Source organism: Corynebacterium silvaticum (assembly GCF_004382825.2).
GTDB lineage: Bacteria > Actinomycetota > Actinomycetes > Mycobacteriales > Mycobacteriaceae > Corynebacterium > Corynebacterium silvaticum.
In genome coordinates this window covers 581,015-603,706 of the sequence record NZ_SDQO02000002.1, presented here as the reverse complement: position 1 = coordinate 603,706, position 22,692 = coordinate 581,015, and the positions used below count along the sequence as shown (strand labels likewise).

Below are 22,692 nucleotides of genomic sequence, written 5' to 3'. Positions count from 1 at the left end.
CTTTCCGGTTGTTACGGTGGTTTTCTCCATGCTCGTCCTTACCAAACATCGCTTTGCCCGGACGGATGCCGGACGATGGGATGAGATGCGCAAGGCTTTAGCCACCGCGGCCAAAGGTGTGGGTGATGCCAAGGCATCAGTGAAGCATGGAGGCTTCAAAGAAATAACTGACTAAGTCGAATTATTTGTAGCGGTAAACGATGCGACCACGGTTCAAGTCGTAAGGAGAAAGCTCCACGACTACGCGGTCCTCAGGGAGGATACGGATATAGTGCTGGCGCATTTTGCCACTGATATGTGCAAGCACTTTGTGTCCGTTATCGAGTTCGACGCGGAACATTGCGTTGGGCAAAGGCTCGATAATACGACCCTCAACCTCGATTGCGCCTTCCTTAGCCATAGCCTCCACATTCCTGACATCAGTACTGAATTTTGGTTGAATATCCCAACCGATTCATCACTACGATGCCGCATAATCACTGCTTATTACAGGTGTTTCACCTTTTGGCAATACACCAACGAGCAACGATACAGTGCCCCGCCCGAAAAGCCAAGTTTTTCTAGGCTCTTTATCAGCCCCAGTACTCGCCGCAGGTTATGACTTATAGCTTCTCGACGCCCACCCCTCACCATCACCCCCGTTATCCCCAGGTACTACCCCATAAAGAAAAGGCCACGAGCATCTCCTCAGGATGCCGCAGCCAGTTCCTCTAAGTCATCAAACCTACGGTGTGATTAGTACACGTAGACGACGTCCCCAACCTGCAGTTGATTAAAGAAGGTCACCGCATCTTTGTGGTTGAGGTGGATGCAACCATGCGAAGCCACCTGTGGGCTTCCCTCGTGGAACGCAATGCCGTTATTGGTGAAGTACACAGAAAATGGCATGGGAGCGTTGTTGAATTCTCGGGAGATTTCATCCTTAATCTTACGATTAACGTGGAAAATTCCCTTGGGAGTCTCATAGCCCACACGCCCACTGGAGATTGGCACCGCACCATAAGAAACCTGACCATTGTTTTGCAGCCACGAGCGCTGCCCTGCCAGGTCAATGCATGCGCGGGCGAATGCTGGACAAGAGCCAGTGTCAAAAGCCGGGAGGGCAGGGGCCGGCATGACTGGCAGTGCGGTCCGCTCTTGGATGAGGCCAGGGAATGCAAAGTTAACAGCGTTGTCGATGGATTGCTTCACCATAGTGGCGGCGTCGACAGGCAAACCTGCATCGGCTTGCGCGCGCAAGTTATTTCGCAGATCCCAAGCTCCGTCACGAGTCTGCCGACCAAGGTTCTGTAGCTGCCGATCAATAGAGCTACTGAGGTTGCTCGATCCGAAGTCCTGTGCGGAAGAAGTGGCAGCCTGGCTCACCAGAAGAGCTGCGGAAGTTGCTGCAGTTCCAACCATCGCCACGATACGGCGACGGGCCACGGACTGCTTCGCGTGACGGGGCTTATAAGACATGCTGACCACTATATCCCGACTGAACAAAAACTTAGGAAACTAAGCGAGCCTCCCCCGGCGTGTCGCACGTAACAATTTGGCAACTTTTGACACGAAATGGGCAAAGGGACGCGCCGCGTTTTCCGCTCTGCACGCCCCTTTTTAGCAATCAGATTACTCCGATTTTTCTTTAGGCTTTAAACCCAAACAGCTTTTGTATGCTGTCCCATGCTGACATGAAGAAACTGAAAATGGGTGCAAATCCCGGCAAAATCTGTAGAAGACCTTGCCAAAAACCCTTGTTTTCAGTGTTATCTGCGTCTTTGCCTGTTTGGTTCTTCTCTTTCTCCAGCTTAAGGGCCTCTTCCGCCGCCTTTTGAGCGATCTCGGCGGCCTCTTTAGCCTCAGCGAGAACCTTTGCTTGATCTTGGGATTTTGCTAGCTCCGCCTCGACCCTGGCCAGTTGCTCAGCAAGTGCCTTAGCTTCGTTCTCTGCCTTCGCAGCGGCTTCTTCGGCCTTAGCCGTGGCATTCTCAGCAGCCTTGACCCGCGCATTAGCATCCTCGGCAGCGGCAATAGCCTTCTGAGCAGCTTCCTTGGCCTCAATCAGGGCTTCCGTAAGCTCGTCATTCTCGAGCTCGGCTTCTTCCAGCTCTTTGGTGAGCTTTACGACGTTCGCCGTAGCCTCCTCAGCCTTAGCCGTCGCAGCCTTCGCGTCTTCAATAGCCTTAGCCAAAGCAGGATCCGGCAGATCGGTAATGCCCAGGGCCTTATTGCTCAGGCAGTCGGCACCCAACCATGCCATGTTGAACTTGGCGAACTTGAGGGTCATGCCTCGTGTTTTGTCACCAGATTCATAAACCATGCCGATATTTCCGTCAGCCATGGGAGTCATGACCGAATACTGGAAACGGCCAAACTCAACCTGTTTACCGTATTTCCATGTCTGCCCATCGTCACAGGAAGCCATAACCCAGCCATTATTACGGCCATCCGTATGGTATTCATGCCCACTCCTCAGATCAATTGGGGCAGAGTACAAAAGCACACGTGCAGCAGCACTGCCTTCTGGAGCATTAGGGTAAGCCCGAATAAGCGATACGTTAATACCTTTATTTCGCTTATCCGGATGCTGCGGAGGGGCGATAACAGTCCGCACCGGAGCTGACCAATGTTCCCCCTGGTCTGAAGAATACGATGTCCATCGATCTTTATCATTGTCTTTGGAGTTCATCATAATGCGCCCATCCGACAATTCAACAAGCTTGTTCTCATCGCCTCCGAAGGCATCGTCCCCGGCGATGCCTTCCCCGACTTGCCAAGTAAGACCGTGGTCATCAGAGTATATCGCTAAGTTTACGACCTTATTTTGCCCATACCTTTTAGTATTAACAGCGATCGGAACCAACAGACGTCCCTTATTAAGGCCATACCTTAATTGCATTCCTGCCCCAGAAGTTACAAACCTGCCGTAGCCTGCAACTTCTTCCCCTGGGCGGGACTTAACCCGAATTTTTTCAGTTAGTCCGCTTATAACCCGTAAATTTTCCCAGGTCCTACCGTTGTCATTAGATTCAATTACTACAGTATCTTGGACATCCCGGCGTTCAATCAGCGCATCAGATGCTTCCGAATTGATTCCCTGTCGTGCATCAAAAAATCGATAGTCATATCCTCGTACAAAAAAAGCAAATACTTTATCCGTCTCACGATCTACAACAATTGCTGGGTCGGTATAAGAGAGACGACGAGGGTCTGCCGTACCCTTTGCGATAAAATTACCAGTCTCGAAATTTTCTCCAGAATCGTCAGAACGATAAATTTCAATATCTGTCTGCCACTTCTGATCATTCCATTTCATATTCTCATAAGGTGCATCTCGACACCAGGTTTTACTCTGTTCCCCCGGCCCATACCGATTATCAAAAGCCACCAAAAGCGTTCCATCAGCCGCCGTAGCAATAGCAGGAATACGGAAGCACCGCTGACCTTCAGGATCTACGTCTCGAATAACCTTCGATTCAAAAACTTCACTGGTCACAGGCTCAGGAAGCTGCCCTTCCCCTACTGCACCACGCGCTACGGGTGCGGGCGGAGCGGCGTCGAAAAGCCCATTGTTATCGAGGGGAGCAGTTGCGGGGCTAGGGGCCTCTTCGGCAAAAGTCATAGGGACCGCAAGTCCTTGAGCGGTGAGCGCGAGCGCTGCTGTGAGGGTTATCAGCGCTTTGCGAGTTCCACGGCGGCGTGAATCCGTCATTGGAAACTTCCTTCCTTGAGATGGATGAAACATACAAAAATGAGACAGCCAACACATCAGACGTCCGACCTCCTATAGTGACACATGCCCCACGGTTCAAAAGGGATAAGGGACACGTATCACGTTCACAGTAATTGGTGACAGAACATACAGATGGTGTTAGTAAGGAGACTAGCAACCACAAAGGAGCGCTTAAAAACCTTTGCTTCAAATGTGTCCTTCTCCACTAATGGAGGTAATGCACACAAGATTACGCCAAAGTCACGAAATAATAAAGTATTTATAACAAGAAAAATGGTCCTTATTCAGCGCAAAGAACGCAAAAAGTGGTCCGGCGGCACTACAAAAATGTAGGACGTCAGACCACTTTTTGATCAAAAACGTGTAACTACTTACGGGGGGTAAGAATTCGGGGACCCTCGTTGGTTGCTGCCACGGTGTGCTCCCAATGGGAAGACCATGAGTCGTCATCCGTGACCACAGTCCACTCATCATCCAACACAAGAGAATCCACAGACCCGAGCGTCAGCATCGGCTCAATCGCCAGAACCGAACCCTCTTGAATCATCGGGCCTCTACCGGGCTTCCCTTCGTTAGCCAAATACGGCTCCTCGTGCATCGTCTGCCCGATTCCGTGTCCGCCATAGCCATCCACGATCCCCAGCTTCACGCCAAAGCGCTTTTCCGCCTGGCGCGTTGCTTTTTCCAAGGCGTGGGAGACATCTGTAAGCCGGTTTCCCGGCACCATTGCCTTCATACCTTCCATGAGCACCCACTCGGTGGCGTCGTTAAGCGCTTGCACGTCAGCAGCAAGCTTACCTATGCCAAAAGTCCAGGCAGAGTCCCCTACCCAGCCCTCAAAGGTCGCCCCGCAATCGATAGACACCAGGTCACCTTCCCGCAAGATTGTCTCCGCATTCGGGATTCCGTGAACGATCACTTCATTCACCGATGCACAGATCGAACCGGGGAAGCCTTCATAGCCCTTAAACGTGGGAATAGCGCCACAAGACCGAATGGTCTCTTCTGCAACCGCGTCGAGGTCAAGGGTGCTCACCCCTGGCCCTGCAGCGGCCTTAACGGCCTGTAGTGCCTTACCCACAATTTCACCTGCAGCTTGCATCGCATCAAGTTCGGCAGGTGTTTTCGCTGGAATTACTTTGCGTTTGGATCGAAAACCCATCATCACATCACTTTCATGCCTTTGTCAGGGCGAATTCTTCCGTTTCGCCAGCCGCAACAAACGAATATCTTTATGAGCTAAAAATGCAAAAACCGAGCACTGACAAACACTCTGCACCAGATGCATAGCCACGCGTCAGACTCGGTTCGCAGTCAATCAGGTTTTATTTTCCTAGGGCCTCAAGGGTCCGGGAATTAATATCTTCAACGGTACCCTCAGCGGTGATAGCAATAATCCGCTCACCGTAGTGGTCAATCAATGGCGCGGTTTCATCGCGGTACACCTGCAGACGGGTACGAATCGTATCCTCGTTGTCATCTGCACGACCACGGGCCAACATACGCTCTACGACAACGTCCTCAGAGACCTGGTAGTTGATCACACCGTCAAGCTTGGTGCCAAACTCTTCCAAGAAACCTTCGAGGATTTCTGCCTGCTCCACGGTGCGCGGAAAGCCATCGAGGAGGAAACCATCTTTGGCATCGTCCTCTTCCAAGCGAGACTTCACCATGCGAGCGGTGACGTCCGTAGGAACTAGCTTGCCGTTATCGATGTACTGCTTGGCTTCGATCCCCAGCGGGGTGCCCTCACCAATATTGGCCCGGAACAAGTCACCCGTAGAGATGTGCGGGATGCCAAGCTTCTCGGAGAGAATCGCAGCCTGAGTGCCCTTGCCGGCACCGGGGGGTCCAAGGAGTACAAGACGCATTATTTGAGGAGTCCTTCGTAGTTACTTTGTAGAAGCTGAGATTCGATCTGCTTAACCGTAGTCAGTGCGACCGAGACCATAATCAGAATAGCCGTGCCACCAAACGGTGTGGAGCCTGCAGAGCTTGCCCCTACCCCCAGATCGAGGGCGATGTTAGGAAGAACAGCAATGATACCAAGGTAGAGAGCGCCCACGAACAGCAGGCGGTTCATAACAAAGCCAAGGTACTCAGCGGTGGGGCGACCAGGGCGAATGCCCGGAATGAATCCGCCGTACTTCTTCATGTTTTCTGCCTGCTCGTTCGGGTCATACTGAACCGAAACGTAGAAGTAAGAGAAGAAAATGATCAGGACAAAGTACAGCACGATGTACTGCCATGACGACGGGGTCTGTAGGTACTGGATAACGTTGCGCTGCCACCAGTTATCAGAGACTTCGTGGGAACCCGAATTGATGATCTGCGTGATCAGCACAGGCATGTAGATGAGAGAGGACGCAAAGATCACGGGGATCACGCCAGCCTGGTTCACCTTCAAAGGCAAGTACGTGGAGGAACCGCCGTACTGACGACGCCCCACCATGCGCTTTGCGTACTGCACCGGAATACGTCGCTGTCCCTGCTCCACAAACACAACGCCGACCACGAGAATCATCACGGCTACCAACACAACGGCAAAGACCACGCCGCCGGAGGAATTCAAAATGTTTGCGCCGTCGGAAGGAAGACGAGTCGCAATACCGGCAAAGATGAGCAGAGACATACCGTTGCCCACGCCGCGCTCAGTGATGATCTCACCCAGCCACATAACCAGCATCGCACCGGCTGACATGACGAGCACCAGCATGATGAGGGTCCACAGACCCGCATTAGGCATCAGAACCTGGACACCAGAGCCCAAAAGCTGCTTACGGTCTGCCAGAGCAACAATGCCGGAAGACTGCAGCAGAGCTAGGCCCAACGTGAGGTAGCGGGTGTACTGGTCCATCTTTGCTTGACCAGACTGTCCCTCTTTCTTCAGTTCCTCGAACTTAGGGATCACTACGGTCAGCAGCTGCACGATAATCGAGGCCGTAATGTACGGCATAACGCCGATCGCAAAAATCGACAGCTGCAGCAGCGCCCCACCCGAGAACAGGTTGATGAGCGAGTAGACGCTTGAGGAGTCTGAGGTCAGCTCACGAAGACGCCCACTGATAGACGCGTAATCTACTCCGGGTGACGGAATTTGTGCACCAATCCGGTAAAGGATGATCAGCGCAAGGGTGATCAAAATCTTCTTGCGCAGATCCGCGTCCCGGAATGCCTGAAAAATGGCGGACACTTAGCCTCCTGGCTTCACATACCCCCACGATGAGGCCACAACGATAAATCAGTTCAACACTGACCACGCTTCTGCCTTCACCACAAAGGATGGAAGGTTTAAATAAAACTCGTTCGCTCTAACCGTTGAACAATGCAATCTTCTTTTCAGTGACGCCCCGCAGAAAACTCAATCGCAGAAAAAGCTAACTTCAACTGCTCTTTTAGGAGACTCCCCTGTTATAGGATTCTCTCCCTTTTCTCCTGCTAGGCCCCTTGCGGAAGCTCGCATTCCATCAAAAGTTGAGGTTGGACATGATTGACCGCTTTACTCTACCACCGCACCCCACCAACTACACAGTTAAGGTTATTTTTAGCTTTAGGGCCCCCTAAGCTACTGTACTTGCGTGCCGACGCGCGCCAGCCGGGCGCAGCCTCCCGCACAGCCCCACGCCCCCTCCACACGAGATGAGTCATACATCTCAACTTTTTCATTGTGTGTCCACATCACGTACTTTCCCCGTACAATAATCATGTCTATGCCTTAATTACTGCGCATAGGTAGTACCCGAGGTTTTTAGCCCTCAGGCACGCTTCCACGCGATTCTTTACTACGGACCGTTCGGCACGTACCTGCCGATGAAGAAATGGAGTTGCCCCACTATGGCATCAGTGACCTTTGAAAAAGCATCCCGCGTTTATCCCGGCGCGAATAAACCAGCCGTCGATGAATTTGACCTTCATATTGAGGACGGCGAGTTCCTGGTCCTCGTGGGACCGTCAGGCTGCGGTAAATCTACTACCTTGCGCATGTTGGCAGGCCTTGAAGACGTCAACTCTGGCCGCATCTCAATCGGTGATCGTGATGTAACGGATATGCCTCCGCGTGATCGCGATATCGCCATGGTCTTCCAGAACTATGCGCTGTATCCCCACATGACTGTCCGTGAGAACATGGGGTTTGCGCTCAAGATTGATAAGAAACCCAAGGAAGAAATCAACCGTCGCGTTGAAGAGGCTGCCCGCACCCTTGACCTCACCGAGTATCTTGATCGCAAGCCAAAGGCGCTTTCCGGTGGTCAGCGCCAGCGTGTGGCTATGGGTCGCGCCATCGTCCGCAAGCCTGAGGTCTTCCTCATGGATGAGCCGCTCTCCAACCTGGATGCGAAGCTTCGCGTCCAGACCCGCACCCAAATCGCTGCTCTTCAGCGCGAACTTGGTGTTACCACCTTGTATGTGACCCACGACCAGACTGAGGCTCTGACCATGGGCGACCGTATCGCGGTGCTTAAGTTCGGTGTGCTGCAGCAGGTGGGCACGCCTCGTGAGCTCTACGATTTCCCTGCAAACGAGTTTGTGGCTGGCTTTATCGGTTCCCCAGCCATGAACTTGGGAACCTTCACGATCGAAGGCGACCATGCCGTTTTGGGCAAGGCACGGGTTCCGCTGAGCCCAGCAACCCGTGCAGCTATTACGCCTGCTGATAACGGCAAGATTATTATCGGCTTCCGCCCCGAGGCGCTTGAGGTTGTTTCTGAAAACGACCCGAACACCATTCCGGTGAAGCTACACCTAGTCGAGGAGCTCGGCTCCGATGCCTACATGTACGGCAAGCTGGAAGGTGGCGGATCGCTCGGCTCTGGCACGGACGCTAACCCCGATGACGAGTCCACCGATGAAATCATCATTCGCACTGCTCCGCATGCAGCGCCTCCCATTGGCTCCATCGTCCATGTTCGTATCCGTGAGGGCGCTCAGCACAACTTCTCCAAGTCCACGGGCGTGCGACTTCCAGAATAAGCACGTCTAGCTCTTACCGCCGCTGCCCACACGGGATCTTCCCCGCGTGGGCTTTCGCGCAATTAGCCTCGGCATTGTCCCCTGTCTCCTCGAAGCTTCCGTGAAAGAGTCCTCATGCCTGCTACCCCCCTCTATGCAGATAACCAACGGCACTATCGCCCCAGCATTGCTACAGCTGCCCTGGTCGCTTCCGCTAGAAGACTTGGCCAGAAGAGTATTTGGCGTCGCTCCCACGGGGCATTTCGCGCCATGTGGTGCGCTTTGTGGGGATCGACGGCAGGGTTTTTGCGATCAAAGAGATCGGGCAAAAGGTTGCCTACAATGAGTACAAAACGCTGCGGGATCTCAATCGCTTAGGGGCGCCGTCGGTACGCCCTCTTGCTGTGATCACCGGGCGTGTCGACGCCACCGGGGAACCCCTCACAGCGGCGCTGGTCACGGAACATCTGGAGTTTTCACTGCCCTACCGCGCGGTTTTTTCTCAGTCCATGCGCTCGGAAACAGCCACCCGGCTTATCGACTCACTCGCCGTCCTCTTAGTCCACCTCCACCTGCTGAATTTCTTCTGGGGTGACGTCAGCCTCTCCAACATGCTGTTTCGTCGAGACGCAGACTCTTTTTCCGGGTACCTTGTCGACGCAGAAACCGGCGAGCTACAGCCTAAACTCAGCGATCAACGCAGGCTTTACGACGTCGACATCGCACGGGTAAACATCATCGGTGAACTTATGGATCTGCAAAGCGGCAAACTCCTTTCCCCAGACGTCGATGCCATAGAAATAGGCAACCGCATCGTGGAAAAGTACACCCTGCTGTGGGAGGAACTGACCGCCGAGCAAACCATTAGGCCAGATGAGCACTGGAAAGTGCAGCAGCGTATAGACAAGCTCAACGCATTGGGCTTTGACGTAGGAGAGCTCAAGCTCACGAGTTCCGATGAAGGACAGTCTGTGCATATTAGGCCTAGGGTGGTCGACGCAGGGCATCATCATCGTGCGCTCATGCGTCTCACCGGCCTCGACGTGCAAGAAAACCAGGCCCGACGCATACTCAATGCCATTGAGACCTACCGAGCCATCCACTCAGATAGTCACCGGCCGATGAGCACTATCGCCCATGAATGGTTGACTCATATTTTTGAGCCCACGCTAGCGGCTATCCCACAGGAGTATTCGGCACGGCTGCAGCCCGCGCAGATATTCCATGAGGTTCTCGAACATCAGTGGTATCTCTCAGAGAACGCAGGGCATGAGGTGCCGCTGGATACTGCAGCGGCAGACTACGCAAAAACCATCCTGTCGCACCGACCAGATGAGGAGCGGATGCTGGATCAAGATCCCCACGACGAGCTATCGGAGGATTAGGAAGGTGCGGGGGTGTCGATAAGCTTTTTAGTCGCGGTACTTGTCGTTTCCCCGGTTAAGCCAGGCGTACACGGCGCCCATGCACACGCCTCCGCCTAGCAGGTTGCCGACAAAGACGACCGCCCAGTTGTGGGCAATATGCGCAGCATCAAAATGGGCTGGGAGCGTCTCGGCGCTAAACCCAACCAAAGAGACAAGACCAAAGTTTGCGATAACGTGCTCAAGCCCCATCACAGTAAACATGCTGATGATAAACGCCAGGGTAAGAAGCTTACCGGAGAATTCCTTCATCATGGCCACACCAATGATGCCCATATTAACCACGACGTTAGCCAGAATTCCCTCAATGAGGAGACCCAAAGAGGCCTTGGCCAATTTAGTTTCCGTGATAGTAGAGACCAGGCTCTCTGCATCCACGTGAGAGAACGCGACTGCTCTGCTCAGCAAAAAGGCCACGAGTGCAGAACCCACAAGGTTGAAAAAGGTGCAGACCAGAAGCACGAGGGTGGCCTTGGACAAAGACACCTTTTTATTAACAACCTCGAATCCGAGGTACATCATGTTGCTGGTAGCAAGCTCTGCGTTGAGCAACACTATGGTGTACAGGCCGACAAAGAACATTAATCCAAAGACCGGGTAGCCCACGCCGGGAACGATATGATCGAGCTTTTGTCCGAGGGTAACGGCGAAAGCTGTTCCAAGGGTGAGGTAAACACCAGCGAAGATACAGCGGACAGAATACCGCCAGAAGTCAGTGTCAAAGAGGGCGACTTTCTTTGCTACTGCTGAGGAGACTTTATCGTTGAGAGATGCGGGCGCGGTCAACGTGCACGACCTTTCCTAAATCGAGATGAGTCCGCGCTGCGCCCCCGCGAAGGGGTGGTCTCGGTTCGCGCGAACGTAACAGATCGATGTTAGAGCATCTCTTCTTTATTTGAGGAGAGTGAGAAACTATTCACATTCTCAGCTTCCCGCATGCGCGCCCAGCGTGAGCAGCCCTATGCCTGTACACAATCAAGGACGGCTTTGCTACCTTTTTACATCAGCACCGTGGCGATAAGTCCCGCACACAGGAGAACCGCAGGGTAAGCCCACGGAATCCAGGCGGCCGGCAAGGAACCTTCCTCGTCCAGCAGCGGCTGACGGTAATGCAAAAATACTGTTCCTAGCGCCGGCGAAATAAACATCGCTGCACCAAAAGCTCCAGCGGAATACATCATGCGATTCTCGGATCCCCAGAGGAGATAAAAAATCATGATGAATCCGAGTAAGGCGATCCCCATGGGGATGATTCCAAAACGCGTTCCCAAGGAAAGCGCCACAATCCAAAACACTGCGGCAAGAGTGACCCCCAGCATCGCTGCCCATCTCGCAGCGGTAGACAGCTGCGCCGTAATATCGATAGCTGCCAGCACCACGAGAGCTATCAGCAGAACCCACACAGGATTCTGCGACTCCGTGCTCCACACCCGTCGTTCCGAGGCCAGATCATAAGGAACCTCGCTCACCGCAGCAATAAGGAACGTCCACGCGGCAAGACGCCATCGGTTCACTCCGCGTTTGATTGCCAGCGTGTAGAGCCAGGCGACGAGTGGGATTGCGCACCAAGAGATGACCTCCATCACGATTCCCACAGTCAGCAAGCCCAAGCCTGCATCCGCATACCCCGAGCCCGTGGGGCGAACCAGAAGAGAGCCCAACGAGGACGCAATGATGAAAAACCCTGCTAGGCCAGCCAGCTTATGAGCGCTAAAACCTCTCTGACGTCGCTGAACATCCATTCATTTCCTCGCTTCTGCTTGCGTGTACAGCGCCTCAGGTTTGCATGCGGTGCTGTACGTGGCTCTCGGTGGTCTTTGTTGATTGTGCCCATTGCAGCGGGATGCCCTCGTGTTCCTTTGGTCTATGACCAACACGAGGGTACTTGTTGTACGAACAACGAGCTTTACTATCCCTTAACGGAACCAGCCATCGACTCCTGATAGTAACGCTGCATCACGATGAACAAAATCGTGATGGGGATAGAGATGCACACGGCACCTGCGGCAAAGCGTGCAAACCAATCGTAGATATATTCTTTCTCCAGCATCTTCCATAGGCCAAGAGAAACCGTGTAGTTTTCCTGCGTTCGAGCGATTGCTTTTGCAAGCACAAAGTCCAGCCAAGGGGTCAAGAATCCCACAATCGCTTGATACACAATCATCGGTTTAGAAATCGGAAGAATGATCTTGGTAAAGACCTGCCACCTTGTGCAGCCGTCGAGAAGCGCTGCCTCATCCAGTGAAATCGGGATCGTATCCATGAATCCCTTCATCACGTAAAAGCCCATGCCCGTTCCGGCGGAATACACGATGATCAACGCCAACGTGGTGGTCCAGCCTTGGGTAAGGCCAATCGCTTTAAGGATGAAGTAGATAGCCACCACCGACATGATGCCGGGGAACATTCCCAAGATCAGCGCGGTATTCATATAGACCTTGCGGAACCGGAAACGCAGACGGCTCAGGGAATAGGAGACAAAGAGCACGAAGACAACGCTGATCGCGCAGGTAAAACAGGCGATGATCAGGGTGTTCAAGAACATCTTGGGGAAGTTCAGCACTGAGTGGTCGGTAAAGAGCTGAACATAGTTGTCCACGCTGTATTCCGTGGGGAAAAAGGTGCTCGTGTACGGAGCGGTGTTCTTGTTAAAGCTTTCTGCCACAACCCAGACGATGGGGACCACCCAAATGATCGCCAGGACGGTGAGAAAGAGATGAACGAGGAAATCGACAAGCTGTCGCGTACGACGCTGGCTTCCACGGATCCCTACTTGTTTGGTGCTCATCACTGGAATCCTTCCTCGTTGCGATAAGAGCCGCTTCGTCGATACGTAATCAGTGCCACGGTAGAGAGAACAATGAAGGTCAAGATACCGATCACCGCACCCACGTTGTAGTCACCACGGTCAACCGTGAGTTTGTACAGCCACGTAATCAGGAGATCTGTTTTACCAGCCGAGGCGCCAATCGGTGTTGGGTCGCCTTTGGAGAGCATGTAGATCACGTTGAAGTTGTTCACGTTCGCAGTAAATGTGGTGATCAGGTACGGCGTCATCACAAAGAACATGTACGGCAACGTCACATTGCGGTAAGTCTGCCACCAGCTGGCGCCGTCGAGACGCGCAGCCTCGTAGAGCTCGCCCGGAATATTCTGCAGAATGCCCGTGACCTGCATGATTGTGTACGGAATACCGATCCATAGGTTAACGATGATCACCGTCACGCGCGCCCACGTTGCATCCGTGAAGAACGGCAGGCTGCTATCAATCCAGCCCCAATCCAGCAGCAGGCGGTTCACGATGCCCTCTGGCTGCAACATACTGCGCAGCACGAGGAGCGTAACAAACTGCGGAACAGCCACAGATAGGGAGAAAATCGCTCGCCAGAACGCCTTTCCACGGGTGGTCTTGCGCTGAATAATCATGGCCAAGAACATGCCCAGGAAGTAATTGAGGAATGTGGCAAAGAACGCCCACACCAGAGTCCAGGTGAGCACGCCAACAAAGATCTGCAGATTAACTTCACCACCGGTGTTAGAGAACACCTTGCCAAAGTTCTCTAGCCCCACCCAGTCAAACTTCTGAACATTCCGAGAATCATAGCTGGTAAATGCCATGCTGATCATAAAAATCAGCGGCAAAACTGTGAAGATCAAAATGCCGGCCGTAGGAAGCGACATCAGCATAATCGGCGCGTCTTCATCAGTTAACGCATGCAAGTCTTCTTTCAGCGTACGCGCGCGTCCTTGCTTCTCGACGAACGTCTGTGCCTTGTACGCACTGCGCAACGCGATTGTAGCTAGCCACAGGAAGACGATAAGAAGAAAGATCGTGGCCACGCCTTCAAGCAACAAAACAACCGACGGGTCGCTGTTTTTATAAACCCAGAATCCGTCTACTTTGACGCGACCTTGTTCGCCAGTACCAAGACCTGGCAACTCTTGAAGCGCCTTAATTCCTTTGCTCATAAACAGTGCAATAGCGGCTATCTCTATGCCAAGGAACACTGCTCCTTTGAGAAACTGTTTACGCACTAGGTTGCCAAGACCAAAGACAACAAGCGAGGCCTTTGTAATGGCGTCTCCGTTAGCCCACGCGTTAGACAGCGAATAGAGACTCGGCTCATCGTTGCGTTTTTGCGTCTTTGGCTTCGGTTTGGTTCGCAGGCCACCGCGGTGGGCTCCAGCTTTCATGAGTCCGCACTCCCCTTCCTGTGGCTTTTAAAAGTGTGTTCTTTTGAAAAACTGCTCATGCACACGTTGAGCCCAGCACGCAGACTGGGCTCAACATACGCATATTCAGGGACTACTTTTTGCTAAAGCTAGAGGTCCAAGCGTCGGTCTTAGTCACCGCATTCTCGGGGTTGACCTCGCCGTTAACCAGGGCCTTGCCGAAGGTGGTTGCAGGATCCCAGAAGTCAGACATTGGCTTCAGGGTTGGCTGCAGGATCGAAGCATTGGCAACGGTCTCAAACAGTGCGACTGCCACAGGGTCAGCTGCGATAGCAGCATCCTTGGCCAGCGTCTTATCTGCTGGGATAACACCGTTCTTGTCAAAGTGCGACTTCTGAGACTCAGTGGAAGCGAGGAAAGCTGCGAACTCAGAAGCAACCTTTGGGTTCTTGGTGTTGGGGTTGTAAGCAATTGCCTTGGAACCGGAGAAGGACTTCATCTGAACATCCTGGCCATCGAGCTTGAAGGTCGGGAGGCTTGCGACACCATAGTTATCGCCCAGAGCCTTCTTGATGTTCTTGGCATCCCAGGAACCGGAGAACACAACATCTACAGAGCCATTAGCTAGGCCGCCGATGCCGGAGCCTTCAGCGTCGTTGACAAAGTTGGGGTTCTTCACAACGTTTGTCAGGTACTTGGTTACTTCACCGGCCTTGTCGCCAAGCTTGATGCCAGCGGCCTCATCCAAGCCATCCTTGCCAAAGAAGGAAGCGCCTGCACCAGCATAAAACGCTGGGTAGTACCAGGAGTTAGACATAGGGAAAGAGACCTTAGCCTTAGACAGCATGGTGTCAAAGGACTTAATGTCTTCCTGGTTCAGCTTTGACTTGTTGTAGTACATGAACCAGGTGTTCGGCTCGATCGGAAGGCCATAAGCCTTGCCGTCTTGTCCCTTCACACTGGCGGCGATGGTGTCCTCGGCTTGCTCGCTGAGCTGCTTCATGCCGGCGTCGGAAAGCTCACCAACAGCACCCGAATCCAACAACGAGCCTAGGCGGTCATTAGCGTAGACATAGACATCAGCTGCTGCCGAAGGATCCTGGTTTACGGTCGTTGCAGCCTGATCAGCGCCAACCACCGAGTTCTTCCATGTGATGTCATAGTCCGGATGTGTCTCTTCAAACTTCTTTTCAACGGACTGCAACCATCCGCCTGAGCCATCTTGGTCTTCCTGAGAGCTCCACACGCTCAGAGTGATCTTGCCGCCCTTAGAGTCACCCGAAGCACTCGACCCCTTGGAGTCCTTTTCGCTGGAGCAACCGGCAAGAACGAGGGTTGAAATGGCCAATACGCTGAGGGCCTTCTTTGCGCGGATCTTCATCCACTTCACCGCCTTTAGAGATTAGGGGGATAAGTTGGGGGACGACTACCTCTTTTACTCATGCCCGGATAAAGCATTCTTAAAGTGGTAATCACCTGTCAAGCACTTAGCAACCGCCTGTGACACTTTCGAGTAACCCGAAAGTTTATGCACTAACTCACAGACCCCCATACTCGCAGCCCACCCACCCCTTTGCAACCCCACCTGCATTAACCGGCCAACATTGCCGCTTTTTGAGGAAAAACCAATAAGAGAAAAAGTGTCAATAAAGTGGCTTCTAGCTGGCGATTGGTCGGACATCACACCTCCTTTGAACACAAAGGAGACCCCCGCAAAGATCACCCCAAACGGAACCGGTAATAACCAACATCGGACAGAGTGAGATCTTGCACACGATAACCAATAACTGTGCAAATATATGAAAATAGCCCATTTTGATCGGGGTTTATCAAAGAGAGCTAAGCCAGCCGAACAATGGCTACAGATATTCAAAGGCCCCAGAAAAGGAGAGATCCCCTAGATGCTTGTTCACATCTAGGGGATTGAATGAGATTAGCGGCCGGTTCGGCTCGGGCCAGAAAGGCGAGATTTTAGCCTTTCGACCTTCTGCTTGACTGAAGAATCACCATTCTGAGTCAAATCATCAAGCAACTCAGATTGCTCCTCGCTCAGTTTCTTATAGTGATCACGCAATTCAGCAGCGTTCATTAAATCAGCCTCAAGAATCCGGGGATCCTGCCCATTCCAGGAGCGCAGCTTCTCATAGGCGCGACCAAGTTCAGGAACAGTGCAAGGACCCTGGGAAATTAAAGGATACGACTGGTCGCCACCAGTAATCCAGGATTCTCGCTTACATGTCCAGGTGTCACCCTGCTTCTCCACGGTCTCGCGAACGTCAGTCTCCTGCGCGCCATTGTCGGTAAGCAAAACCTGCGAAGCCCCTGCCACGGAACCGCCTAGCGCTAGGCAGCACACCGCGCCGGCAATAAGTGAGAGTTTGATTTTTTGCATGAGTGATCCCCTTTTAAGAGTTGAGAAAAATACACACCATAGGGATAAGTTATAAAAACACCCGGCGTGTTAGGTTATTTTCATGTTAACGTTGAATAAGCTTTTGGTCAATTTTTAATAGCCTCAAACATAAAAACCAGAAATTAAAATAAGAAAAAGCCGTACCCACCACCGCAAATGCGGAGTAGGTACGGCTTTTTAGTGAGAAACTTCTCAGTTACCTGAGAATTAAGCCTCAGCGATCGAGCCGCCAGCGGCTTCGATCTTTTCCTTAGCAGACTTGGAGAACTTGACGCCGGAAACGGTCAGCTTAACGCTGATTTCGCCCTCGCCAAGAACCTTAACAGGCTGCTTTGCACGAACGAGGCCAGCAGCTGCGATGTCTACAGCTGCGATCTCGCCGCCATTCGGGAAGGCCTTCTCCAGGTCAGCAACGTTGACAACCTGGTAGTAAACCTTGGAAGGGTTCTTGAAGCCCTTCAGCTTTGGCAGACGCATGTGGATCGGCATCTGGCCACCCTCGAAAGCAACCGAAAGTTGCTTACGAGCCTTGGTGCCCTTGGTACCGCGACCAGCGGTCTTACCCTTGGAAGCCTCACCGCGGCCAACGCGGGTCTTTGGCTTGTTTGCACCCTTTGCAGGACGCAGATCGTGGAGCTTAATTGGTTCGCTCATGTTTTACTCCCCTGCCACTTCTTCGACAGACACCATGTGGCGGACCACATTGATCATGCCGCGCACTGCGGGGGTGTCCTCGTGTACGACGGAGTGGTTGATGCGCTTGAGACCAAGAGCAGCCATGTTCTTGCGCTGCTTCGGGTTTGCACCAACCAGACCCTTATGCTGAGTAATCTTCAGGGCCATGGTTACGCCTCCTGTCCTGCGCGTGCGCGCAGCATACGAGCCGGAGCAACTTCTTCCAAGGTCTTGCCACGACGAGCAGCGACCTCTTCAGGACGGTTGAGCTGCTTCAGGCCAGCAACGGTAGCGTGAACTACGTTGATGGCGTTGTCGGTGCCAAGAGACTTGCAGAGGATGTCCTGAACGCCAGCGCACTCAAGCACTGGACGAGCTGCGCCACCGGCGATAACACCGGTACCAGGTGCAGCCGGACGCATCATAACGATGCCTGCTGCTGCCTCACCCTGAACTGGGTGAGTGATGGTGCCGGCAACCATTGGAACGCGGAAGAAGTTCTTGCGAGCTTCCTCAGCACCCTTTTGGATTGCAGCTGGAACTTCCTTGGCCTTGCCGTAGCCAACGCCGACCATTCCCTTGCCGTCGCCGACGATCACGAGAGCGGTGAAGCTGAAGCGACGACCACCCTTCACGACCTTGGAGACGCGGTTGATGGTAACAACGCGCTCGATGTACTGAGAGCGCTCGTCCTGCTGCTGGTTACGACGATCATCGCGGCGTCCGCCACGGCGATCGTTCTTCTTCTGGTTGTCGTCGGCGGAGCGTCCGCCGTCACGCCGTTCACGTCCCGGCATTACGCAATCCTTCCGTTGATGTTCATGGAGATAGCGGTCATTAGAACTTCAGACCACCTTCACGAGCTGCGTCGGCCAGTGCAGCAACACGGCCATGGTACTTGTAGCCAGCACGGTCGAAAACGATCGACTCAATGCCAGCAGCCTTAGCGCGCTCGGCGATCAGCTGACCGACCTTAGCGCCCTTAGCTTTCTTGTCACCCTCGATTGCACGAACTTCTGCTTCCAAGGTGGATGCAGCAGCCAAGGTGTGGCCAGCGAAGTCGTCGATGACCTGAACGTGCATGTGGCGAGAGGTGCGGTGGACGACGAGACGTGGGGTCTCGGCGGTACCACGCAGGTTCTTGCGGATGCGGTTTTGACGGCGTGCGCGAGCGATGCGACGGCGGGTGGAAATGTCCTTGCCCACAGGCAGACGCTTGCCGTTGTTGTTCTCGTTGTTGCTCATTGCTTACTTACCCGTCTTTCCGACCTTGCGACGGATCTGCTCGCCCTCATAACGAATACCCTTGCCCTTGTAAGGATCATCCTTACGGAGGCGACGGATGATGGCGGCGATCTGTCCGACCTTTTGCTTGTCGATACCGGAGACAGACAACTTGGTGTTGCCGTCAACAGCGAACGTGATGCCTTCCGGAGCCTCGATCAGGACCGGGTGGGAGTAACCAAGGGAGAACTCAAGGTTCTGGCCCTTAAGAGCAACACGGTAGCCAACACCGAAGATTTCCATCTTGATGGTGTAGCCCTCGGTCACGCCAACAACCATGTTGTTAACGAGTGAACGAGACAAACCGTGCAGCGAACGGTTCTTGCGGTGATCATCCGGGCGGACCACGGTGATCTGTCCGTCTTCAAGAGAAGCGCGGATTGGTTCTGGAAGCTCGAAGCTCAGGGTTCCCTTAGGACCTTTAACCTCAACGAGCTGGCCGTCAATCTTGGTCTCAACGCTGGATGGAACAGCGATAGGTGCCTTACCTACACGTGACATATTTCGTCTCCTCCCTTACCAGACGTAGGCGAGAACTTCTCCGCCTACACCCTTCTCGGTAGCCTGACGATCGGTCAGCAGACCCTGAGACGTGGAAATGATAGCCACGCCCAGGCCGCCAAGGACCTTCGGCAAGTTGGTGGACTTTGCGTACACGCGCAGACCTGGCTTGGAAACGCGACGAACGCCCTCGATGGAGCGCTGACGGTTCGGGCCGTACTTCAGGTTCAGGGTAAGGGTCTTGCCAACCTTTACTTCCTCAACCTTGTAGTCAGCGATGTAACCTTCTTGCTTCAGGATCTCAGCAATGTTTGCCTTGAGCTTGGAAGAAGGCATCGACACAACGTCGTGGTGCGCGTGGTTTGCGTTGCGCACGCGCGACAGCATGTCGGCGATAGGATCTGTCATGGTCATAAAAGTGACCTGGCGCCTTTCTCGTTGCGGTTCCTACCCACCTTTAAACGTGCGTTACCGCGTGCTCTCGGGCCACTTACGCTCCCCAAACTCAGTAGCTTGGGGCGCTCGCTGCCACATGTCCACACGGTCGCATAAGGCGAGGGGCCTACAACAAAGTAGGTATGAAAATTTGTACAGTGGTCTCGGCAGCACCTTGATAAGGGCGCACGAGTCCGAGTGGCCAGCTTACTCTACGCGGTTCTTCTTGCCAACTTTTTTTACAAACTTTTTTCGACGCCCCTTGCACTAGCTAATCGACGCTCACCGCACCGCGCTCATCCACCGTTACGGTTGCAGCCATAGCGCGTGCCAAATTAATCCGTTGCCAGGACCCTCGCGGGCTCTGATCATCTAATGGATAACCCGCCTCGGACGCGGTTTGACGCAGTACTTCAGCACGCTGATCCCATGTCAGATGCGGGAAAGCAGATGACAAGAGCACAGGAGCTGCCTGTGGCACCACCATCGGCGATTCGGTGGCGTACACACGGGGCTTCATCCCATAGTTCATGCGCTCTGTGTATGCGTGCACCGCCTGCAGCTTTGCTCCTATGTCTGCGGCGCACTCCGACAAGTTCTTCCCGCAGCGCCATTCCAACTCCGCACGTAATTCTGCCCCGGCAGCGTCCAATGCTGCCCGCATCTTCGGGTCATTAAGACGGTCTGCCGCAGCCGCGTTCCCTGTCATCCGCCCACCGATCACATCCAGCGGATAGTGGACTCCAAGTACTACCCGGTTAACCCTGCTTCCGATCCCCTATCCAATAGCTGAGCGGAAAATTCGGGCAGCATATAAGCCCACAGGGCAGTCGTCCACGCTGCTTGATTCGTGTGTCCCGAGGGGAAAGAACCCGATGTTGGATACAGATCATGATGCGCGACTGGGTATTGGCGAATCGCATCGGGGTGTGCAATGTATGGGCGTGGATTTCTAAAAATGTTCTTTTCCACAAAAGTGGAACTTGCTGGCCCCCCGGCGCGCGCCGTCCATCCCCCAAGAAGCATCTGCAGCTTAGGCAGCCGATTCTCTGCGAGTGCGGTACGCAGATAACCTCCAAGCGTGGGGCCTAGGGCATCCGAAAATGCCATGAGCACGCCGTCACGTTCGGTGAGGGCGTCGCGTGCTGCGCCCGGGCCACGGTCTCCGAGGTGGCCTCATTATTAATGCGTATCGACGTCGCCGAGTTTTCTTCTAGCGCTTTCGGATGATTCCGGCGCAGGTCTTCAAAGTTAGACACCACGTCGTAGTAAGTTCCGCCGCTGTAAGAACTGATATCGGAGATATACCCCACGTAATCCGCAGGGCAAACGGTTGTGGAGTAGGAGCACCAGGATGCAGAACAGGCGGAGGAGCCAGGGACGATCCCGCCTGTGATGCCGGAGGCAGGGGAAGGGACGACTGTGCGTTTACTGGTGTGGTTACAGCAAACATAAAAGCCGTAACACACAGCGAACTCAGTAACCGGCGATTCATCTTGGACAAGGTTTCTCCTTCATAGGTCAGCCGCAGCCTTCGCTTTTCACCGCTGCGCTTCTCAGACGCGCGAACCATCGTGTCTCTGCTGTCCAAGCGCTCAACGTAATTTCACTTATACCAAGATATGAATCGTGTAAGCGGGGTTCCCGAGAGTTGGGTCTTTTAACGGGCGCGATCAATCAGCGACAAGAAGCTCTTCCTGGATCACATCCTTGTTTCTTGACTGCCCCCACTGAGAAACGCACATCCTGCATTTTTGTTCCGACTCCCTCATCCCCCTTAAGACGCATTTCATAACTCTTCCCTGTCTTGTGATTCCGCAATAAAAGATCCGCTATGAAATGCATCTCGTTTTCATTTCTAAAGCGGTGTTATGTGCGGTGCATGTCCCCCTGAGCGCTGCAGTGTTCGGTGAAAGCATGACTGGTCGTGATCAGCTTGGAAAGCAACACCATCAAAGGACCTGCATTCCCAGTAAGCCATGTCTATAACTTCGATAAACTGCCTGACGCACTTCCTTCGTCAGGACGCCTTCACTATGCGACGCATAATGTAGCCCTTGCGTCTCCTGTCTTTCATCGCTCTGCCCACAAACTTGTGGTTAACAGGATAAAACTTTGTCTGAGCTTTGAATTCCACAGTGATTCTCTTCACTCCACAACAAGCATCGAATTCTTCGAAGATATCTATCTATATCTCTGCGGCTAAGAATTCATCATCACAGGTCCTGCCGTTACGACGATCACTGTCGTTTATAATGGAACGTCCTGTCCACGCCGAGGAACTAGCACATCCGTTTGATCGAGTGCCCGATGCAATGGGCATCAACAAATGGGAAGCGGATCACCAGTTGGTCTCTGCCGCGAAATATTTCATGAACTTTTGCAAGATCTCTCGTTCTTCGCAGAGTTTCCCAACTTCCTTTTCCAGCTCTCGTCTGCGCTGTGCGTCATAGCGTTCACCCGCCATAGCGGCATACTAGTTTTCTCCGCAACCTGACTGGGCTGAGATTGTGCATCTGACAAACGGAATCAGATCCGTTCGAGGCCTCCTGGAGGAAAGTGAAAAAACACACCTCAGATAATTTGTTGGAGTGCTTGACGAAAACAGAGATTCTAAATCAAGTTCAGAACCCTAAAAAATCGAGTGCATTACCTTGAGGATTTCTCTCGATACCGTGCAGCGAAAATTGGAGTAACAAGCGCACCTAATCCACCCCCGGCCATCAGGAAATATGCAACGACATTAGCAGCAAATCCACTGAAAACTGTGAAACCCAATATAAGAAGAACCGCCCCAGCTACCATGCTAAGGACGCTCATTGCAGTTGCTAATTTGAAACGCCAATTCCAGCTAGAGAAACTCCCTTGATCTCCAGAGTCAAATTTTTTTGGATCTACCATAACTTGTTTCCTTTACTAGTGATCACATTTCAAATAAACCAAAAGCTCATTGCCACATCTTTACCTATGACTTGCTGTATAACGCAATCTGAAATCACAAAATCTTACCCTTGCTCGTCACGAGATACTTAGAAGATTGTTTGTGAAAGCTCGGCTGGTCGGCCCACAGAGAAAGCCAGACCATTCTTCATCTCACGGTGACTATGACAGACAAGGGCTGT

22 protein-coding genes and 2 pseudogenes are annotated in these 22,692 nt (G+C 53.1%); 3 read left to right on the top strand and 21 right to left on the bottom strand.

Annotated elements, in window-relative coordinates:
* Positions 1–28 precede the first annotated feature (28 nt).
* Entirely contained in the window at positions 29–175 is a 147-nt protein-coding gene (locus ET810_RS12025; protein ID WP_166741069.1) for a hypothetical protein, read from the top strand.
* Between the two features lie 6 nt (positions 176–181).
* Here the strand turns inward: ET810_RS12025 and infA are convergent, their stop codons facing one another.
* The 7 genes from infA to ET810_RS12020 all read right to left on the bottom strand — a co-directional run bounded on the left by infA (position 182) and on the right by ET810_RS12020 (position 7,421).
* The gene (gene infA, locus ET810_RS07040; protein ID WP_013241245.1) at positions 182–400 is read right to left on the bottom strand and encodes a translation initiation factor IF-1; all 219 of its coding nucleotides are present in this window, start codon (positions 398–400) and stop codon (positions 182–184) included.
* Positions 401–735: 335 nt separating this feature from the next.
* A complete protein-coding gene (locus ET810_RS07035) occupies positions 736–1,458 on the bottom strand; it encodes a L,D-transpeptidase (protein WP_087453407.1) in 723 nt (240 codons plus the stop codon).
* A 169-nt stretch (positions 1,459–1,627) separates the two neighbouring features.
* On the bottom strand, positions 1,628–3,694 hold the full coding sequence (locus tag ET810_RS07030; RefSeq protein ID WP_087453406.1) for a sialidase family protein: 2,067 nt from the start codon (positions 3,692–3,694) through the stop codon (positions 1,628–1,630).
* 388 nt (positions 3,695–4,082) lie between these two features.
* The gene (gene map / locus ET810_RS07025) at positions 4,083–4,877 is read right to left on the bottom strand and encodes a type I methionyl aminopeptidase (protein WP_087454830.1); all 795 of its coding nucleotides are present in this window, start codon (positions 4,875–4,877) and stop codon (positions 4,083–4,085) included.
* A gap of 163 nt (positions 4,878–5,040) precedes the next feature.
* Positions 5,041–5,586 (bottom strand): adenylate kinase, encoded by a 546-nt coding sequence (locus ET810_RS07020; protein ID WP_087453405.1) that lies wholly within the window; start codon positions 5,584–5,586, stop codon positions 5,041–5,043.
* Positions 5,586–6,908 (bottom strand): preprotein translocase subunit SecY, encoded by a 1,323-nt coding sequence (gene secY, locus ET810_RS07015; RefSeq protein WP_087453404.1) that lies wholly within the window; start codon positions 6,906–6,908, stop codon positions 5,586–5,588. Before secY ends, ET810_RS07020 begins: the two co-directional genes overlap by 1 nt.
* A 372-nt stretch (positions 6,909–7,280) precedes the next feature.
* Entirely contained in the window at positions 7,281–7,421 is a 141-nt protein-coding gene (locus ET810_RS12020) for a hypothetical protein (RefSeq protein WP_166741068.1), read from the bottom strand.
* A gap of 128 nt (positions 7,422–7,549) precedes the next feature.
* Between ET810_RS12020 and ET810_RS07010 the strand changes: the two genes are divergently transcribed.
* The gene (locus ET810_RS07010) at positions 7,550–8,686 is read left to right on the top strand and encodes an ABC transporter ATP-binding protein (protein WP_087453403.1); all 1,137 of its coding nucleotides are present in this window, start codon (positions 7,550–7,552) and stop codon (positions 8,684–8,686) included.
* Positions 8,687–8,732: 46 nt separating this feature from the next.
* A pseudogene (locus ET810_RS07005) lies at positions 8,733–10,050 on the top strand (DUF4032 domain-containing protein).
* Positions 10,051–10,077: 27 nt separating this feature from the next.
* On the opposite strand, the gene ET810_RS07000 reads toward ET810_RS07005, so the two are convergent.
* From ET810_RS07000 to ET810_RS12015, 14 genes and pseudogenes are all read right to left on the bottom strand, one after another.
* Positions 10,078–10,875 carry a formate/nitrite transporter family protein gene (locus tag ET810_RS07000; protein WP_087453402.1) on the bottom strand — a complete coding sequence of 266 codons (798 nt, stop codon included), beginning with the start codon at positions 10,873–10,875 and terminating at the stop codon, positions 10,078–10,080.
* Between the two features lie 212 nt (positions 10,876–11,087).
* Entirely contained in the window at positions 11,088–11,831 is a 744-nt protein-coding gene (locus ET810_RS06995; protein WP_087453401.1) for a TraX family protein, read from the bottom strand.
* Between the two features lie 167 nt (positions 11,832–11,998).
* Positions 11,999–12,877, bottom strand: a complete 879-nt coding sequence (locus tag ET810_RS06990; RefSeq protein WP_087453400.1) for a sugar ABC transporter permease — start codon at positions 12,875–12,877, stop codon at positions 11,999–12,001.
* On the bottom strand, positions 12,877–14,283 hold the full coding sequence (locus ET810_RS06985; protein ID WP_087453399.1) for a carbohydrate ABC transporter permease: 1,407 nt from the start codon (positions 14,281–14,283) through the stop codon (positions 12,877–12,879). Before ET810_RS06985 ends, ET810_RS06990 begins: the two co-directional genes overlap by 1 nt.
* A gap of 112 nt (positions 14,284–14,395) precedes the next feature.
* The gene (locus ET810_RS06980; RefSeq protein ID WP_087453398.1) at positions 14,396–15,643 is read right to left on the bottom strand and encodes an extracellular solute-binding protein; all 1,248 of its coding nucleotides are present in this window, start codon (positions 15,641–15,643) and stop codon (positions 14,396–14,398) included.
* Positions 15,644–16,195: 552 nt separating this feature from the next.
* Positions 16,196–16,654, bottom strand: a complete 459-nt coding sequence (locus ET810_RS06975; protein ID WP_087453397.1) for a hypothetical protein — start codon at positions 16,652–16,654, stop codon at positions 16,196–16,198.
* Positions 16,655–16,882: 228 nt separating this feature from the next.
* Complete coding sequence (gene rplO / locus ET810_RS06970) at positions 16,883–17,329, bottom strand: 50S ribosomal protein L15 (protein WP_087453396.1); 447 nt, start codon at positions 17,327–17,329, stop codon at positions 16,883–16,885.
* Positions 17,330–17,332: 3 nt separating this feature from the next.
* Positions 17,333–17,518, bottom strand: coding sequence for a 50S ribosomal protein L30 (gene rpmD, locus ET810_RS06965; protein WP_013241229.1), 186 nt, complete (start codon positions 17,516–17,518; stop codon positions 17,333–17,335).
* Between the two features lie 2 nt (positions 17,519–17,520).
* Positions 17,521–18,147, bottom strand: coding sequence for a 30S ribosomal protein S5 (rpsE, locus tag ET810_RS06960; protein WP_013241228.1), 627 nt, complete (start codon positions 18,145–18,147; stop codon positions 17,521–17,523).
* 40 nt (positions 18,148–18,187) lie between these two features.
* A complete protein-coding gene (rplR, locus tag ET810_RS06955) occupies positions 18,188–18,595 on the bottom strand; it encodes a 50S ribosomal protein L18 (RefSeq protein ID WP_134316168.1) in 408 nt (135 codons plus the stop codon).
* A gap of 3 nt (positions 18,596–18,598) precedes the next feature.
* Entirely contained in the window at positions 18,599–19,135 is a 537-nt protein-coding gene (rplF, locus tag ET810_RS06950) for a 50S ribosomal protein L6 (protein WP_087453395.1), read from the bottom strand.
* A gap of 15 nt (positions 19,136–19,150) precedes the next feature.
* On the bottom strand, positions 19,151–19,549 hold the full coding sequence (gene rpsH, locus ET810_RS06945; RefSeq protein ID WP_013910810.1) for a 30S ribosomal protein S8: 399 nt from the start codon (positions 19,547–19,549) through the stop codon (positions 19,151–19,153).
* 292 nt (positions 19,550–19,841) lie between these two features.
* Positions 19,842–21,065, bottom strand: a pseudogene (locus tag ET810_RS06940) (acid phosphatase).
* A gap of 1,154 nt (positions 21,066–22,219) precedes the next feature.
* Positions 22,220–22,471 (bottom strand): hypothetical protein, encoded by a 252-nt coding sequence (locus tag ET810_RS12015; RefSeq protein ID WP_087453394.1) that lies wholly within the window; start codon positions 22,469–22,471, stop codon positions 22,220–22,222.
* Positions 22,472–22,692 lie beyond the last annotated feature (221 nt).